The 17336-nt window shown below is 41.6% G+C and carries 14 protein-coding genes; 2 read left to right on the forward strand and 12 right to left on the reverse strand.

Annotated features, from left to right (window positions below; genetic code table 11):
* Positions 1-144: 144 nt before the first annotated feature.
* The 5 genes from ileS to ACDF53_RS02580 form a co-directional block, all read right to left on the reverse strand.
* Entirely contained in the window at positions 145-2979 is a 2835-nt protein-coding gene (gene ileS / locus ACDF53_RS02560) for an isoleucine--tRNA ligase (protein WP_370815386.1), read from the reverse strand.
* A gap of 425 nt (positions 2980-3404) precedes the next feature.
* Positions 3405-3935, reverse strand: a complete 531-nt coding sequence (locus ACDF53_RS02565) for a DUF805 domain-containing protein (protein ID WP_370815387.1) — start codon at positions 3933-3935, stop codon at positions 3405-3407.
* Between the two features lie 95 nt (positions 3936-4030).
* Positions 4031-4666: a DUF805 domain-containing protein gene (locus ACDF53_RS02570; protein ID WP_370815388.1), complete on the reverse strand. Its 636-nt coding sequence runs from the start codon at positions 4664-4666 to the stop codon at positions 4031-4033.
* 217 nt (positions 4667-4883) lie between these two features.
* Positions 4884-5453 (reverse strand): DUF805 domain-containing protein, encoded by a 570-nt coding sequence (locus tag ACDF53_RS02575; RefSeq protein WP_105089621.1) that lies wholly within the window; start codon positions 5451-5453, stop codon positions 4884-4886.
* Between the two features lies 1 nt (position 5454).
* Positions 5455-6378, reverse strand: a complete 924-nt coding sequence (locus ACDF53_RS02580; protein WP_370815389.1) for a DUF805 domain-containing protein — start codon at positions 6376-6378, stop codon at positions 5455-5457.
* A 166-nt stretch (positions 6379-6544) separates the two neighbouring features.
* On the opposite strand from ACDF53_RS02580, the gene ACDF53_RS02585 reads away from it, so the two are divergent.
* Positions 6545-6835 carry a hypothetical protein gene (locus ACDF53_RS02585; protein ID WP_296007302.1) on the forward strand — a complete coding sequence of 97 codons (291 nt, stop codon included), beginning with the start codon at positions 6545-6547 and terminating at the stop codon, positions 6833-6835.
* A 137-nt stretch (positions 6836-6972) separates the two neighbouring features.
* Here ACDF53_RS02585 and trpA read toward each other — a convergent pair whose 3' ends face one another.
* The 6 genes from trpA to ACDF53_RS02615 form a co-directional block, all read right to left on the reverse strand.
* Complete coding sequence (gene trpA, locus ACDF53_RS02590; RefSeq protein ID WP_370815390.1) at positions 6973-7764, reverse strand: tryptophan synthase subunit alpha; 792 nt, start codon at positions 7762-7764, stop codon at positions 6973-6975.
* Positions 7757-8950: a tryptophan synthase subunit beta gene (gene trpB / locus ACDF53_RS02595; protein WP_295825015.1), complete on the reverse strand. Its 1194-nt coding sequence runs from the start codon at positions 8948-8950 to the stop codon at positions 7757-7759. The genes trpA and trpB overlap by 8 nt, the downstream gene beginning before the upstream one ends.
* A 172-nt stretch (positions 8951-9122) precedes the next feature.
* Positions 9123-10622, reverse strand: a complete 1500-nt coding sequence (gene trpCF / locus ACDF53_RS02600) for a bifunctional indole-3-glycerol-phosphate synthase TrpC/phosphoribosylanthranilate isomerase TrpF (RefSeq protein ID WP_295825013.1) — start codon at positions 10620-10622, stop codon at positions 9123-9125.
* 3 nt (positions 10623-10625) lie between these two features.
* On the reverse strand, positions 10626-11636 hold the full coding sequence (trpD, locus tag ACDF53_RS02605; RefSeq protein ID WP_370815391.1) for an anthranilate phosphoribosyltransferase: 1011 nt from the start codon (positions 11634-11636) through the stop codon (positions 10626-10628).
* A gap of 524 nt (positions 11637-12160) precedes the next feature.
* Entirely contained in the window at positions 12161-12727 is a 567-nt protein-coding gene (locus tag ACDF53_RS02610; protein ID WP_370815392.1) for an aminodeoxychorismate/anthranilate synthase component II, read from the reverse strand.
* The gene (locus ACDF53_RS02615) at positions 12727-14196 is read right to left on the reverse strand and encodes an anthranilate synthase component I family protein (protein ID WP_370815393.1); all 1470 of its coding nucleotides are present in this window, start codon (positions 14194-14196) and stop codon (positions 12727-12729) included. Before ACDF53_RS02615 ends, ACDF53_RS02610 begins: the two co-directional genes overlap by 1 nt.
* A 538-nt stretch (positions 14197-14734) precedes the next feature.
* Between ACDF53_RS02615 and ACDF53_RS02620 the strand changes: the two genes are divergently transcribed.
* Positions 14735-15913 (forward strand): MFS transporter, encoded by a 1179-nt coding sequence (locus tag ACDF53_RS02620; protein WP_370815394.1) that lies wholly within the window; start codon positions 14735-14737, stop codon positions 15911-15913.
* A gap of 137 nt (positions 15914-16050) precedes the next feature.
* Here ACDF53_RS02620 and dcuC read toward each other — a convergent pair whose 3' ends face one another.
* Entirely contained in the window at positions 16051-17304 is a 1254-nt protein-coding gene (gene dcuC / locus ACDF53_RS02625; protein WP_370815395.1) for a C4-dicarboxylate transporter DcuC, read from the reverse strand.
* Between the last annotated feature and the right edge of the window lie 32 nt (positions 17305-17336).

Genomic DNA, 17336 nt, shown 5'->3' on the forward strand with positions numbered 1-17336 from the left:
ACTTACAGGAGGGATACATATAACAAGAAAACCCTTCTCTCACTACTTTAGTATAAGAATAACTAAAGATAGTATAGAAAAGGGTTTCTATTTAACAGTCAAAGCATAATACACAAGGTTATCTTAAGTATTACACACTTTTGATTATAGAGACTTAACAACCTCTGCACAGCGATGACAAAGTGTAGGGTGTTCGCTATCTCGACCTACTGTATCGCGGTGGATCCAGCAACGTTCACATTTTTCAAGTTCAGATGGAGCAACTACTGTTGCAACGCCTGTTTCTTCGTCTTTTACAGCCTCTGCTGGAGCAGCGCCATTTACGATGTGAGCTTCGGATACGATAACAAGTTTAGCCAAGCCTTCTTCACCAAGAGCGTTCAATGCGTCGAATGCAGCGCCTTCAGCATATACTGTAACGGATGCATCCAATGGGTGACCGATTGTTTTGTTTTGACGAGCCAATTCCAATGCTTTTTGTACGGATGTACGCAAGTCTAATAATTGGTTCCATTTATCAGCCAATTCTTGGTTGAAGTGTTCAGGATGACCTTGTGGCCAATCTTGAAGCATAACGGATTCAGGCATGCCTTCTTCTTTAGGCATGTATTTCCAAACTTCTTCTGCTGTGAAAGAAAGTACAGGAGATACCATAGCTACCAATGTTTTCAAGATTTCGTACATTGCTGTTTGAGCAGAACGACGAGCTACGTTGTTTTTGCTTTCAGCATACATAGTATCTTTCATTACATCAAGGTAGATGGAGCTCAAGTCTACTGTACAGAAGTTATGAATTGCATGGTATAACATGTGGAATTCATAGTTTTCGTATGCTTCAGTAACCTTTTGACGTACTTCTTCTAAGCGCAACAATGCCCATTTATCGAATTCGGACATATCTGCATAAGCCACTTTGTCAGTGTTTGGATTGAAGTCATCCAAGTTACCAAGCAAGAATCGGAATGTATTACGGATTTTACGATATACTTCGGATAATTGTTTTACGATGTCTTTGGACAAACGTACGTCTGCTTGGTAATCCGCGGAGGATACCCACAAACGCATAACGTCAGCGCCGTATACGTCGATGATGTCGCTAGGAGCTACTGTATTACCTACAGATTTAGACATTTTGCGACCTTCACCGTCCACAACGAAGCCGTGAGTCAATACGGAGTTGTATGGTGCTTTACCTGTTGTTGCCACTGCAGTCAACAAGGAAGAGTTGAACCAACCGCGATGTTGGTCAGAACCTTCAAGGTACATAGCACATGGTACATCTAAGCCGTTAACTTCAAGTACGCCAGCCCAAGAGGAACCAGAGTCGAACCATACGTCCATGATGTCTGTTTCTTTTTTGAACTCATCATGACCACAATGAGGACATTTGAAACCTTCTGGCAATAATTCTTTTGCACTGTGAGCCCACCAAGCATCAGAGCCTTCTACAGCTACTTTTGCTTGTAATGCTTTGATAGTATCATCGTTGATGATATGCTCGCCGCAGCTTTCACAATAGTAAATAGGAATTGGCACGCCCCAAATACGTTGACGGGAAATTACCCAGTCACCACGGTCGCGAACCATGTTGAAGATACGATCATGGCCCCATTTAGGAATCCATTGTACTTGGTTGTCGATCGCATCAAGCGCTTGTTGACGGTACCCATCTACAGAGGAGAACCATTGTTCTGTAGCACGGTAGATTACAGGATTTTTACAACGCCAGCAGTGAGCATATTGGTGACGCAAGCTAGATTTGTGAAGCAATGAATTGTTGTGCGCCAAGATTTTAATAACAGGCACTTCTGCATCGTGAATTTCTACGCCAGCCAATGGGAATTCAGTATCGCCATAACGGTTGTCGTCTACTTGTTTAGTGTAGTTACCAGTTTCGTTAACAAGGGATACGATAGGAAGCTCAGTTTTGCCTTCCTTGTTATAACGCATAACGATGTTAAAGTCGTCTTCACCGTGTGCAGGAGCTGTATGTACACAACCAGTACCTGCTTCAAGTGTTACATGATCGCCACACAATACAGTAGAATTACGTTCTACGAATGGATGTTTGAATTCAGCCAATTCTAAGTCTGCGCCGGAGAAACGATTTACGATTTCGTAGTCTTCGATACCGATATCTTTCATAGCCGCATCAACGAGTTCAGTAGCCATCAAGTAGTATTCGTCGCCTACTTTTACCCAACCATATTCAAGGTCAGGGTTAACGGAAATAGCTACGTTGGCAGGCATTGTCCAAGGAGTAGTTGTCCAAATAACAGAGTATGCTTGTTTTGGATCTACGCCAGCTGGCAATGTCACCTTTTTCTCGGATACGTAAGGGAATTTTACGTAGATAGAGAAGGATTTTTTCTCAGCGTATTCGATTTCTGCTTCTGCCAATGCAGTTTCGCAGTGAGTACACCAGTATACAGTTTTAAGACCTTTGTAGATATGGCCACGTTTCGCCATTTCGCCAAAGATGCCAAGTTGTTTTACTTCAAACTCAGGGCGCAATGTCAAATAAGGGCGTTCCCATTCGCCTAATACACCAAAGCGAATGAAGTCTTGCTTTTGGTTTTCTACGCATTCCAATGCATATTCCTTACATTTGTTGCGCAAGTCCAATGGAGCCATTTCATGACGGTTAAGACCAGTGTTTTTAATAACCGCATGCTCGATTGGCAAACCGTGTGTATCCCAACCAGGGATATAACGTGTATAATGACCAGTCATAGTCTTGTATTTCATGATAATGTCCTTCAACGTTTTGTTGAGGGCATGACCGATGTGCAATTTACCGTTCGCATATGGAGGGCCATCATGCAAAATGAAAGGTTTTGCGTCTTTACGCAATTCCAAACGTTTTTGATAAATTTTGTTGTCTTCCCAGAATTTTAAGATTTCTGGTTCGCGCTTAGGCAAATTGCCGCGCATTGGGAATTCTGTTTCAGGCAAATGTAACGTCTTACCGTAATCCATGATGTGCTCCTTTTACATAAAAAAATCGCCCGCCCCCGAAGGGACGGACGTAATATCCGTGGTACCACCCTACTGACCTTCTGTGAAAGCTAGAATATTCCGAGCATACGAAATAACTAGGCTTCATTTTGTGAAAGCCACTTAGACATATAACGGTGTTCACCGGCAGGGTTCCTGCTTGCTCCAAAGTGATCCGCAAATCTCTAGATTTCCAAACCTTTCAGCCCATGAGTTTGGTCTCTACTAAATCCTTCTGAGACATGCCGTCTTTTTCAACGCAATCTTCATATAATAGATAATTATATGTCTCGTGAGGGGGAGTTGTCAACTGTATAGATAGTTTAAATTTATAGATGTAACACATAAAAATGCCACCTTTATTATGTTCCAATAAAGGTGGCATATTCATATAAATAGACTTTACATTATAGTCCTAAAAAGGACATCCAAATATTAAGAACTGTGAGACAAATACATGCTAGCATTGCTTTTTGGTCCATACTTTCAGATGGTGTTTCTTTAAGGCCAGTACGGGCAGCTTCTTCAGCTGTGATTGTTTCATAGCTTACTGGGGAACCATATTGGTTATCGCCTACATCACCTGGTTTAGCCAATAAATAAATGACATATACAAGACCGATGATTGGAACAAATGGAAGTAGCAAAAACCATCCAGATTTATTAATATCATGCAAACGACGAACTGCAATACCAACAGACGGTAAGAATACAGCACAAGTGTAAGCAAAGGATAATAAATTAAAGAAGGATCCCAAGAATGAATGTCCAAAAATAAATCTTAATAGAGTAAGTACAAAACCTATGACAACTGTAACTGCTGTAAAGCGCCAATATTCACTGCGACTAGCTCTAGTACTAAAATTAACAAAATTACCAACTACAGAATGCTTGAAGTTATCAATATACGCCAAGTTTTTAATGTTTAAATCAGTCATAATTCTCTCCTATAAAATGACAAATTGAAATTAATTTATTATACAACAAAACAGCCTCCTGCACCATGCAAGAGGCTGTTATTTGTATATATAGTTTACATCGCACTAGTCATTAGCAATCGATCCACTAGGAACCATAGTACAAAGATCGCACATAGTAGTCCTGCTGTAAGACCTGTTGTAGGTGTCGCATCTATTAAACCAATTTCATGAGCCATTTGTTTCGTTAGGATAACATGGCCTGTTGGTGAGCCAAAGCGGTTGTCGTGGCTTTCACCAGGAAGAGCCATCAACACTAACAATATAATTGTACCAATGACAGGAACAACACCAATAAACACAAGACCACCAGAACGGCCTTGATCGTGCAAGCGTCGTACGGCAACAGCTACGCCAGGAATGACCATAACAACGGACATAAGTACAAGAATAACTAGCCCGAAGCCTACACCAACGGCACTAGAGAGCGGACTAATATAGCTCAAGAACGCACAGGTAAATAGAATGGCTACAAAGAGCAATTGGTACATCAAAAAGAAATTCCAATATTCGCTACGGCTAGCACGGCCTTCAAAGTCAGCGTATTTATAAACAAAGCATTGTTTAAAGTTTTCAATCATTCCTAGACTATATTTATCTAGCGAAATGGGTGCTTTGCGGATACGTCCACAGTTTGGACAGTATCGTTCACTTTTTAACACCTCATGTCCACAATATGGACAAGGTCTCATAATAAACTCCTTCCATCCACAGCAGGAAACAGTGAAGCTCATAAAGTCCTGTTGCTTTAACACATATAGTAACTTAGATATGTTTTGAAGTAATCATATCTATATTTTTGAATTCATCTTGATTTCATTTTACTACAAAGTGTTATATTGTCTATAAAGGAGTTGTTAAACTTTTATAAAATAAAATAATAAGTATGCTATTTGATACAGGTTATTACTATATATAGCCATTGGCATTAATGCCATACCATAATATATCACCGATAGTATCACCAAAGACGATGGATTGAAGAACAAAGATGGTAATACCCATAATCCAGTCTTGTTTTCGAGATGGAGTTTCTTCGAGACCCGTGGATTGACTTATACTAGTAGTAATAGGAATATAGGCAGTTCTTTCACCGTAACCATTCTCCCCTTCATCGCCACGTTTCAATTCATAGGTTAAGAATATAAATAACCCAATAATTGGAATAAAGGAAATTATCTGGGTCCAGCCACTGCGCCCAATATCATGCATACGTCGCGTTGTGATGGCAATATTAGGAATCACGAAAAACAGAGTTACTAATAGAGTAATCGTGTCAATTATAGACTCAAAATTATAGAGACCCACACCTTTACAGAGGATCGCTACAACCCCTAGCACTCCTTGAACCATCATCATTCCAGCCATGAACCGCCAGTATTCACTACGGCTCGCACGACCTTTAAAATTAGCGTAGTTTTTGATGCCTAGCACGAAGGCATCGGTATAGTTTAAATCGTATACATTTACAGATGCCATACTAGTCCTCCTCAAACTCTTCAAAACCAATGATTTTCCAGCCGTTACCAATATTATATAAACGTACTAGCATAGATGGTTGTCCATCTACGAAGTCCACCCTATATCCTAAATAGTCCACCTCTACATCATCATCAGTATCTTGTGATACATAGTCTAATCGTATAGATTCCACAGCAGAGCGTTGTTCCTTTGCCTTAGACTGCTGCCAGAGATCAAAGGTGCCGTATCGTTCCATTTCACGACTGCTCAAATCGCGATACGCACTATGATAATCGCCATTAGCAAGTGCTTTGTAATACTCTTGTACCACTAAATAGCCTTCTGTAGTAGCAGAATCACTATGTAATAAACGATTTGCTTTTTTGGTGAAAGCCCCCTGCCCCAAGTTTCCAAAGGCAGTTTCTTCTATCATATAGTTATGTCCCATCATAGATGTACCTACACTGTTTACAACCCAGCCTAAAACAAGAAGAGCCACGATGAAGGCTCCCGAAACAGATCGCTTCTCATGTATACTAGGTTCTACAGATATCTGTTCATTAATTATGCTTGCTTCTTGTGTGGGGGCCGATCTCTTACACAACAAAAAGAGCAACGCAATCCATCCTAAAATAGGCACAAAGATGAGAATCATCAAGGTTGGATCATTATTAGAATCACGTAACCGTCTCGCTACCATCATAATGGTGGGCAACACTAACACTACTGTTAATGCCGTCAATACGCCACCCCCTAAGGATATGGCATATAAAAATCCAGAAGGTATGAAGGTGGCAAGACCTGTTATAAATGTAACTAGACCGTATACAAAGGTCATAGCACTGATGGTAAGCCAAAAGTCGGCTGTCGTTGTTCGTCCCTTATGATTCGCATAGTTTTCTACTAGCTCACGATAGAGGATTTCAAATACTCTCTGCTTCATAAATCTCCTACTATATTTAGATATGATACAAACTTAGATAACCCTATTATACTATGCTTTACCAACCCTATCATTTCATTTTTTGTTCATCAATTTTATCTATACTAATAATATATTTTTTACAACTAAAATTCGTGCAATTAAGTTTGTATAGGAGATAATAATTATGAACGCTAAATTGACTAAAGTAGTAGCTATGGCCAGCTTGGCAGCATTCTTATCAGTTGGTATTGGTGCCAATGTAGCACAAGCCAAAGATTACCACTTCAAAATTGGTGAAAACCATCGCATGGAAAAGAACGATGATGGCACAGTAGATAGCAGTGCTCATCCATGGTTCAAACCAGATCAAAAGAAACATAGAAAACACAAAATTTCTGAACGTGAAAAACATGACAAAAATGCAACTGCAAAACGCAGTGAACGTCATCAACGTTCCGAATCTACAAACGGCTAATCATTCCCCTTTCATAACTGGTTATCCAGTCATATAACACATAACTAAACTAACTAACCTAAAAAGGACGTTATACACATGTATAACGTCCTTTTATTATGTATTGTATTATCTATTTTATTATGCGGTAGCTGTTATTATGCGTCAGCTTTTAGCACAGCTTGTTTCATAGATTGTACGTAATCAAACAACGCTTGGTCTGCATGTTCGCCGTGTTCTGCCACGATTTTAACGATAGCAGAGCCTACGATAGCACCGTCAGATACGCGCGCCATTGCTTCCGCTTGTTCTGGCTTAGAAATACCAAAACCAACGGCTACAGGAATATCTGTATATTTGCGAATTGTCTCAACGATGGATTTAATATCCGTTTTGATTTCGCTACGCATGCCTGTAACCCCGAGGGAAGACACACAGTACACAAAACCTTCTGCGTCTTTTGCAATCATTTCGATGCGGTTTTCAGATGTAGGAGCAATCAAGGATACCACTTCAACGCCATGTTTATTGGCTACACTCCCGAGTTCCCCTTTTTCTTCAAAGGGCATGTCTGGCACGATAACACCAGAGATACCAACCTCTTCGCAGAGGGTAAAGAATTTTTCACGACCGAATACATAGATTGGGTTCAAGTAGGTCATGAACACGAGTGGTACTGTCACTGCATCATCAGCACTGCGCAAACGACGCACCATATCAAAGATATCGTGAATTTTTACGCCTGTAGATAATGCGCGTGTGCTCGCTTCTTGAATTACTGGGCCTTCCGCTGTTGGATCGGAGAAAGGAATACCAATTTCTACCATGTCGGCGCCGGCTTTCACCATGACGCGAATATAACGTTCTGTATTCTCAATGCCATGATCACCAGCACTGATGAATGGGATGAATGCCTTGCCCTTTGTGAAAGCGTCTTTAATTTTACTCATGAAGATCCACCCCTCTATATTTCGCCATAGCCGCTACGTCTTTGTCACCGCGACCAGATAAACAAATAATAATGATATCGTCCTTGCTCATAGTAGGCGCAATTTTACGCGCATGTGCCACTGCATGAGCACTTTCAATAGCTGGAATAATGCCCTCTAAACGAGACAAATATTCGAAAGCATCTACTGCTTCATCATCCGTTACAGGTACATATTCAGCGCGACCACTATCGTGCAAGTACGCATGTTCAGGACCGATACCAGGGTAATCAAGACCTGCGGAGATAGAATATACTGGAGCAATTTGGCCGTCTTCGTCTTGGCAGAAGTAAGATTTCATGCCATGGAAGATACCAACAGAACCTTTTGCAATTGTCGCTGCATGTTCCTCTGTATCGATACCGCGACCTGCTGCTTCACAACCGATGAGGCGAACGCCTTCATCAGGAATAAAGTGATAGAACATCCCCATCGCATTGGAACCGCCACCTACACAAGCCATAACAGCTGTTGGCAATTTACCTTCTGCTTCAAGGATTTGCTCACGCGCTTCACGGCTGATGATGGATTGGAAGTCACGAACGATCATAGGGAATGGATGAGCGCCCATAACAGAGCCCAACACATAGTGCGTATCAGACATGCGGTTTGTCCATTCGCGCAATGCTTCAGAAACAGCATCTTTTAACGTACTAGTACCACTTGTTACAGGATGCACCTTAGTGCCTAATAACTCCATGCGATATACATTAAGCGCTTGACGTTCACAGTCTTCAGCACCCATGTATACTTCACATTCCATGCCCATTAACGCAGCAATAGTAGCTGTTGCCACACCATGTTGACCTGCACCAGTTTCAGCAATAACACGAGTTTTACCCATCCGTTTTGCCAATAGCATTTGACCGATTACATTGTTCAATTTGTGAGACCCAGTATGGTTCAAATCTTCACGTTTTAAGTAGATTTTAGCGCCCCCAAGGTCCTTTGTCATGCGTTCTGCATAGTATAAAAGGGATGGACGACCTGTATATTTTTTATGTAAATCCTCAAGTTCGCGCACGAAATCAGGATCATCTTTGTACTTGTTGTATGCCTCTTCCAATTCGATGACTGCATTCATCAATGTTTCTGGCATAAATTGGCCACCGAAGGAGCCAAAATAACCATGTCTTTGTTCACTCATATAACTTACCTTTCCATATACCATTCCTGCTAGCACGCCTGTATAGCGTTACTACTGGCATCTATCTCAACAATCGATGAATTCCATCGGATGTGTCTAAAATATTATTATATCTTAGATTTATGTATTTTCTATGATTACTCGCCTATAATAGGCCTTATTCTTTCAACATTTAGTGAGCTATGGTTCTCACGATGTTTGTGAAAGCTTTAATCTTCTCATCGTCTTTCACGCCATTTGTTTCAATGCCGCTACTAATATCTATGCCATAAGGGCGAACTGTGCGGATAGCACGCGCCACGTTAGTACTGTCGATCCCACCTGCAAGCATAAACGGACGTTCAAACTCATCCAAGCAAGACCAGTCGAACACTTCACCCGTACCGCCACGCTCGTCCTTGTGGTACGCATCAAATAATAACATATCAGCACTGCTATCGATCCACTCTTCTGCATTTGCAGCACTTCGGATTTGAACAGCCTTCCAAACCTCTACGTCTGTTTTCTCTTTGAGAGCTTGGATGAAAGCTTCATCTTCATCGCCGTGCAATTGCACCGCATCAAGATTGACTTCTTTAACGATTATAACGAGATTATCTAACGTTTCATTGACGAAGACGCCTACCGTTTTAATAGCTTCAGAATTGGTGTTTTCTTCGCCAAATCCATTAGTATCTTGTGTTCCCTCAGCGTTCACTGGCACCGTATTTGTATCATAAGTTTTTGCATATTGTTTATGTAGTTCTTCCACTAATGTTTTAGCTTGATCTACAGTAACTTGTCGTTTACTTGGTGCAAATACAAGGCCCATGTAGTCTGGCTTTGCTTCTACTACAGCAGGGATTGTTTCCACCTTAGAGATGCCACACATCTTAACCTTCGGAGTGTAGTAAGTCGGGCCGTAGAGATATGCCAGTTTCTCAACCTTGTTAGGCGAACGCATAAAGGTTTCACCCATCAAGGCTACGCCGATGTTGTTATCGCGCAATACTTGGATATCCTTTGGCGTTTCTAGGCCACTTTCAGATACGAAGATCACATCGTCTTCAACAAGATTACGCAAGCGCACGCTATTTTGTACGTCTACAGTAAAGTCTTTCAAGTTGCGATTATTAACGCCAATAATGCGGGCACCGCAATCGATAGCCATTTGTACCTCATGCTCATCGTGAGCCTCTACTAAGGAGGACAAGCCAAGAGAGTCGGCTAACTCACGGAACTTCGTCAATGTAGGCACATCTAAGCACGCGCAAATCAAGAGGATAGCACTAGCGCCCCACACCTTCGCTTGGTAGATTTGGTATTCATCGATGATGAAGTCCTTGCGAAGGACAGGGATTTTTACAGTACTAGCAATTTCTTGCAAATATTTTTTGTCCCCTTTAAAGAAGTCTGGCTCAGTCAATACAGAGATGGCTGCTGCACCAGCTACTTCATATTCTTTGGCGATGTCTAAATATGGAAAATGTTCAGCAATAATACCCTTTGAAGGAGACGCCTTCTTTACTTCGCAAATGAAGTTAAAGTCTTGCTGGCGAAGGGCTGCTTCAAAAGGAAATCCTGTATCGGATGGTAACGCTAAGGCCGCTGCTTTCACAGCCTCAGGCGTTTCCACCTCTTTTTCTTGGGCCACTCGAACTTTGGTAGCCTCTACAATCTTATCTAAAATCAATGGTTATACCTCTTGGGTTGCTTTCACAAATTGTTCCATTGTGGCAAGCGCCTTGCCAGAGTCGATCATATTTTTCGCCTCTTCAATGCCTTCTGCTAATGTAATGCCATCTTTTGCAAGATAAATCGCCATACCAGCGTTAAGAAGAACGGCTGTGCGTTTACCACCTTGCTCACCACCGAGAACGCGGCGTGTAATCGCAGCATTTACAGTAGCGTCGCCACCTTCAAGCTCAGTTTTATCAGCATATTCGAAACCATATTCTTTAGGGTCGAATTCATAGCTTGTGAAAGTGCCATTATTAATTTCGCATACGTACGTTTTGTTGGTAGCTGTAATTTCATCAAGGCCGTCAAAGCCGTGTACCACTGCACCGCGTTTAACGCCAAGGTTAGCCAATACGCGAGCCAATGGTTCTACTAAAGATTTATCGTACACGCCCATCAACTCTACTGTAGCACCTGCTGGGTTTGCCAAAGGTCCAAGGATATTAAATACGGTACGAACGCCTAACGCTTTACGTACAGGTCCTGCATACTTCATAGCTTGGTGATATACAGGGGCAAACATAAAGCACATATTTGCTTTATTAAGAACTGCTTCGTTTTGTTCGCCATTAAGCTCTAATTTAGCGCCCAATGCTTCGATTAAGTCAGCAGCGCCACATTTACTAGATACACTGCGGTTACCATGTTTCGCTACAGGAATACCTGCTGCAGAAATGATAAAACCAGATGTAGTAGAAATGTTGAACGTATTAGCTTCGTCGCCGCCAGTACCTACGATTTCTACAACAGTACCTTCATGAGGCACAGAACCAGCCTTCTCGCGCATAACCTCAGCGAAAGCCGTAACCTCATCTACAGTAGGGCCTTTCGCTGCAAGAGCACACAAGAAACCAGCCATAGGAACCTCGGCTACCTCGCCACTCATAATTTTATTCATTGTATCTTTAGCAAGATCGTAGGATAAATCCTGACCATGCGTTACTGCATATAATGCGTCTTTAATCATTTTAAATCTCCTTTTGAGGATATCTATTAAATTAATACCATTCTACCTAGTCGGTACCGATTGGGTCATGCCCTCAGCCTCCAAGAGGCCACCCCCCGCTATGCGGGGCGCCAAGTCGGCTTCACACATAACCCAATCGAACCTATCAACAAAATCATACCAATTTAATAGATATCCCTCAAACAAACTATTATCAAATGATCCTGCGCATTATATGGAGTAACGCACAGGTCATTCCTTTATAGGGGGTGGGAATGGTGGTGCTACGCACCACCACTTCTTAGATAAGGGGTTCTGATTCGCATATTTTTTAGAAAATATATCTACAGTTCATCTAATGTATTGTAGAGGGGCTATTATTAGGTACTGTCTAGATTCAGTTGGCAGGAAATAAGATCTTAAGGAACGACTTGGCGGCCCCACATAGTGGGGTGGGTGGCCATCGGAGTTCCGAGAGACCTTATTTCTGCCTTATCGTTCTAGATCTTAAAAATAGCCCCTCGAATACCTAAAATAGACTGTAGCTATTTTTGTAAGAAATTGCGAATCATTTGTTCCCCGTTCGGTGTCATGATGGATTCCGGATGGAATTGCACACCGTAGATTGGGTAGTCTTTGTGTTCTACGCTCATTACTTCGCCGTCATCGGTAATGGATGTAACGATGAGTTCGCTTGGCATTGTTTCGTCAATAATCGCCAATGAGTGGTAGCGAGCCACTTCAAATTGTTCTGGTACGCCTTTAAGGATTTTGGATGGGTGTACTTGTTTGGCTACGCTTTGTTTGCCGTGCATAACTTGTTTTGCGTAGGAAACGGTGCCGCCGAATACTTCGCCGATGGCTTGGTGACCAAGGCATACGCCGAGGATTGGGAATTCACCTTTGCATTCGCGCAATAGGTCTTCGTATACGCCCGCATCAGCTGGTCTGCCAGGTCCTGGTGAAAGTATTACATAGTCTGGTTTTAAAGCACGGATTTCTTCAACTGTTAATTCATCACTGCGGATGACTTTAATATCTGGATCGATAGAGCCTACTAATTGGTATAAATTGAAGGAGAAGCTATCGTAATTATCTATAAGGAGTACCATTATTCTACCTCCTGTGCATCTGTAATTGCGGAAATCATGGATTGGCCTTTAATCAATGTTTCATTGTATTCACTAGCAGGTACGCTATCACGAACGATACCTGCGCCAGCGCGAACATAGACCTTACCGCCTTTATTCATAGCCATGCGGATACCGATACATACGTCCATGTTACCAGAGAAATCAATGTAACCTACAGCGCCACCGTATACACCGCGTGGGCTTTTTTCAAGTTCGTGTAAAATCTCGATAGCACGGATTTTAGGAGCCCCGGACAATGTGCCTGCCGGCAATGTAGCACCGATAGCATCCAGAGCATCTTTGCCGTCTTGAATGTCACCGCTTACAGTAGATGTAATATGAATTACATGAGAGAAACGTTGCAGCATATGCAATGCTTCAACTTTTACAGAACCGAATTTAGCAATTTTACCTAAGTCGTTACGGCCAAGGTCAACGAGCATGTTATGTTCAGCCAACTCTTTTTCGTCATTGATGAGTTTTTCCTCAATAGCGAGATCCTCTGCTTCGTTTTTACCGCGACGCATAGTGCCTGCAATTGGGAAGGTATACATTTTGCCGTCCGTTAATTTTACCAATGTTTCTGGCGAGGCACCTGTAAGCTCTACATCGCCACCAGATAAGTAGAACATATATGGAGATGGGTTCAACGTACGCAATACGCGGTATGCATTTAACAAGCTACCTTCAAACTCAGCTTCACGACGATTAGATACAACACATTGGAAGATATCCCCTTCCTTAATGTAGTGCTGTGTCTTTTTAACAACTGCTTCGAACTCATCCTTTGTAAACTCAGAAGTGAACTCTGTTTTAAGGATGCCTTTTGGAACTTCCGCCTCTTTGCCGTTTACTACGAGATCAGCTAGTGCTTTAAGTTCAAGCTCAGCCTTGTTGTAGTTACGTTCTAAATCATTTGTGCTGATGTTAGCAATCAAGTAGATTTTATTCTTATAATGGTCGAAAGCGATGACCTTATCAAAGAGCATAAGGTCTACATCGTTCACCATAGCAGAGTCATCATCTAGTGTTGGGAAGTCCAATGTTGGCTCGATATAGCGGATATATTCACAAGCAAAGTACCCTACAAAGCCACCTGTAAAGGTTGGCAACTCTTCTAAGCGAGGGCTTTTGTATTGGCTCAAAATATTGCGAATTTCTGCGGCAGGATCAGAGCACTCAAAAGTACGAGTGGTACCGTCTTTTATAGTCATTTTATGATTTTTACAGAAAAGCTCAATCTTAGGGTCGTAGCCTAAAAAGGAGTAACGACCCCAATGATTACTATTATCCGCACTTTCAAGCAAGTACGTATGACTGCTCACTTGTTTTAACGCTTTCAACACACTAATTGGTGTGCGTACGTCGGATAAAATTTCCATATATACAGGCACGATATCGTAGCCCGGTGCGATAGCTTTCACACGGTCAAGACTAGGGAAAATCATGAAAACCTCCATCTGGCGTTTGCCAATAAAAAAACTCGCCCATGACAATGTAACGTCAAGGACGAGTCTATAGTTCTATCTTTACAAGAGTATTAGAAAATACTTGTATTATGCTATAAATCGCGGTACCACCTTGTTTGAATGCAGTGCATTCCCCTTTCGCAGGATACTAACATATCCCTCACGACTAACGCTCGTGTGACGTCGCACCATACTAGGAATGAAAGTTCATTCTGTTCCATGCGCCCTCGGTGGTCCATTTAATAAGCTGCGTACTACGGGTTCTCAGCTAATCCCGCTCTCTGTGAGTGCATTTCCTATTTTTATCTCCACCTCATCGGTTTCTTTTAGGCGAGTATAAAATTATAATCTGATTATAATGTTTCTATAGAATGAAAGTCAAGAAAAATCTCAACTATCCGCATAATTCTAGACTAATTTATTAATTTATTTTCTAATATTTATAATGCATAACAACCTATATCACGTTATACTATAAGATACATACTAGTATTCATTTATTTATTTAGGAGTCTTTATGGAAACATGGAAACGAACGGTATACATCAGTTTAGTCTGTGTATTCTGTACAGCCTTTGGTGTAAGTCAGCTAGCTCCAATCCTACCTTTATACTTTCATGATTTAGGCGTCCAAACACCAGAAGCAATGTCCTTATGGTCTGGTTTAGCAACCGGTGCAACCTACATAATCGTTTGCTTGGCTGCTCCATTTTGGGGGCGTGTTGCTGACAAAAAAGGTCGTAAAATTACATTAATACGATCTAGCTTTGGTATGGCCTTATGTAATGTTTTGATTGCCTTTCAAACAACCCCAGAGGGAGTCGTACTAATTCGTTTAATTCAAGGGCTTGTAAGTGGCTTTTACTCTGCATCAATCACCTTGATTGCGTCAGAAACACCTATCGAACGAACTGGTTGGGCTTTAGGTCTACTAGCTTCTGCCAACCTTGCTGGTTCACTGATTGGACCTCTATTAGGTGGCTACATTGCAGATACAGTTGGTATTCGCAATGACTTTATCATCGTCGGTGCCCTCATGGGCTTAGCTGGTGTGCTAGCCACTATATTCATCCATGAAAATTATGTACCACAGCCTAATCCGGAAAAACTTTCTATCCGCAAGTTGAAAGAGCAAATACCGGAATTTAATAGTATTGTCGCTCTATGTGTGGCCTCCTTTATCTATGCAATATGCATCATGTCCTTACAACCTGTTATCTCTGTATATATTAAAGGAATCGTTCCTAGCAATACAGAAAATCTCGCATTTATTGCAGGTGCCGTATTCTCCGCTATGGGTATTGCCCAACTTATGAGTAGCTCTCCACTAGGTAAATTGGTCGATAAAATTGGCCCCCGTAAAGTATTAGTAGTATCTCTTATCTATGTAGGGATTCTAAATATCCCTCAAGCCTATGTTTCCGATGTATATCAACTTGCCATCATTAGATTCCTTCAAGGTTTTGGGTTAGGCGGTATGCTTCCTGCTTTAAACACCTACCTATCTTCAAAAACACCTCGAGAATTTACAGGCCAAGTATTCTCCTATAATCAATCCTGTCTATTCTTTGGTTATTTCTTAGGATCCATTGGCGGTGCTAGCCTTATGGCATGGCTAGGCTTTACTACACTATTCTGGGTTAGTGGTGGCTTATTTATTATTTCCGCTCTATGGATTGGTTTCAAACTTAAATAATAGAACTCTACAATATAAAGAGAACCCCATCATGATGTTAATCATAATGGGGTTCTTTTATTGCGAGTTTTAACTTTAGAGTCCTAGAACAACTATGTTTTATTGAATTATAATTGACCAACTACATTAGTATTTAATTATAGTAACAATAGCATAATCACTACTGTAGCAATAATACATGGTACAGCATTACGTTTCGCCATTTCCATAGGGTTAATACCAGCAAGGCCGGCAATAATAATACCTGCACCTGCTACTGGACTCATACTACGACCGATGCCAGCACCTAATTGGGCCATGGAGCCCAATTGCATAATGCCATACCCAAAGTCTGCCGCATGCGGTGTAACAGCACCGTTAAACGCAAGGGCTGCTGCATTACCAGAACCAGAGATAACTGCCAATAAGAACGGACCAAAGGCAGCACCAATCTGAGCAATTTGTTGAGAGTTCTTCATGCCATCAATAAGTGCACTTGTAAGCCCAATGTACTGCATACCCGCAGTAAAGGCTGCCGCCGCAGCCATAAGACCTACTACATCGCACATGCCATCGCCAGTACCACGGAAGAATTTCTTAACTGCATCTGTTACATTAGGTCGTACCACAATAATACCAATCGCCGTACCAATTAACATGGACACAGGAACAGAAATCTCTGGAATCACTGCTACTTGTTTACTACCGAGTACAAGTAATACAAGTGGAATGATTGGGATGATGGCATATAAGTAATTTACCTTAAATTCTTTACCTTCTTCTTCGTTAGCATCTTTCAATACATATCCTGTATGCTCTTTCTTAACGATAGCTACGATATTGAGCAAAATAGCTGCTACGACAATGCCAATAATGGCTTGCATAGAGAAGCTAGCAATAACGGTCATTACATCTTCGCCAGCGAGTTGTGCCACTTGAGGGTTAAACATAAGACCAGGACTCAATGCACTACCCCAAGTCCCTAAGAAAATAGCAGAGCCTGCCATCGCTGGATGCACACCGGAGCGAATAAGTGCAGGAATTAATAGAGCACCTACTGCAGCTGCACAACCTGCCGCTGTAGGTAACGCAATGTTGATCAAGAACGTAATAATAACAGCACCAGGAATGATAATTTTAGTCATCTTTTTAAGGCCTGCAGAGATGAAATATACCATGTGCTCTGTACATTTTGTATACTCCATAACATAACTAAAACCAAGCACTGTACAAATGGTTGGTACAAGACCTGGATTTGTAAGCTCTTTTACAAAGGCTGTCGTACCAGCACCAAGCTGCCCACCAATAAAGCACATTAATAAGCCCGATAGCAATAAAACGAGCCGTGTTTCAAACTGTTTAATAATGGCAATAAATGTCGCCACTACAATAACAATACCAGCAATAACCATAATCTCTCCCATCTGTGTAATGTCAGCTCAAA

This window comes from Veillonella sp. (assembly GCF_041333735.1).
Lineage (GTDB): Bacteria > Bacillota > Negativicutes > Veillonellales > Veillonellaceae > Veillonella.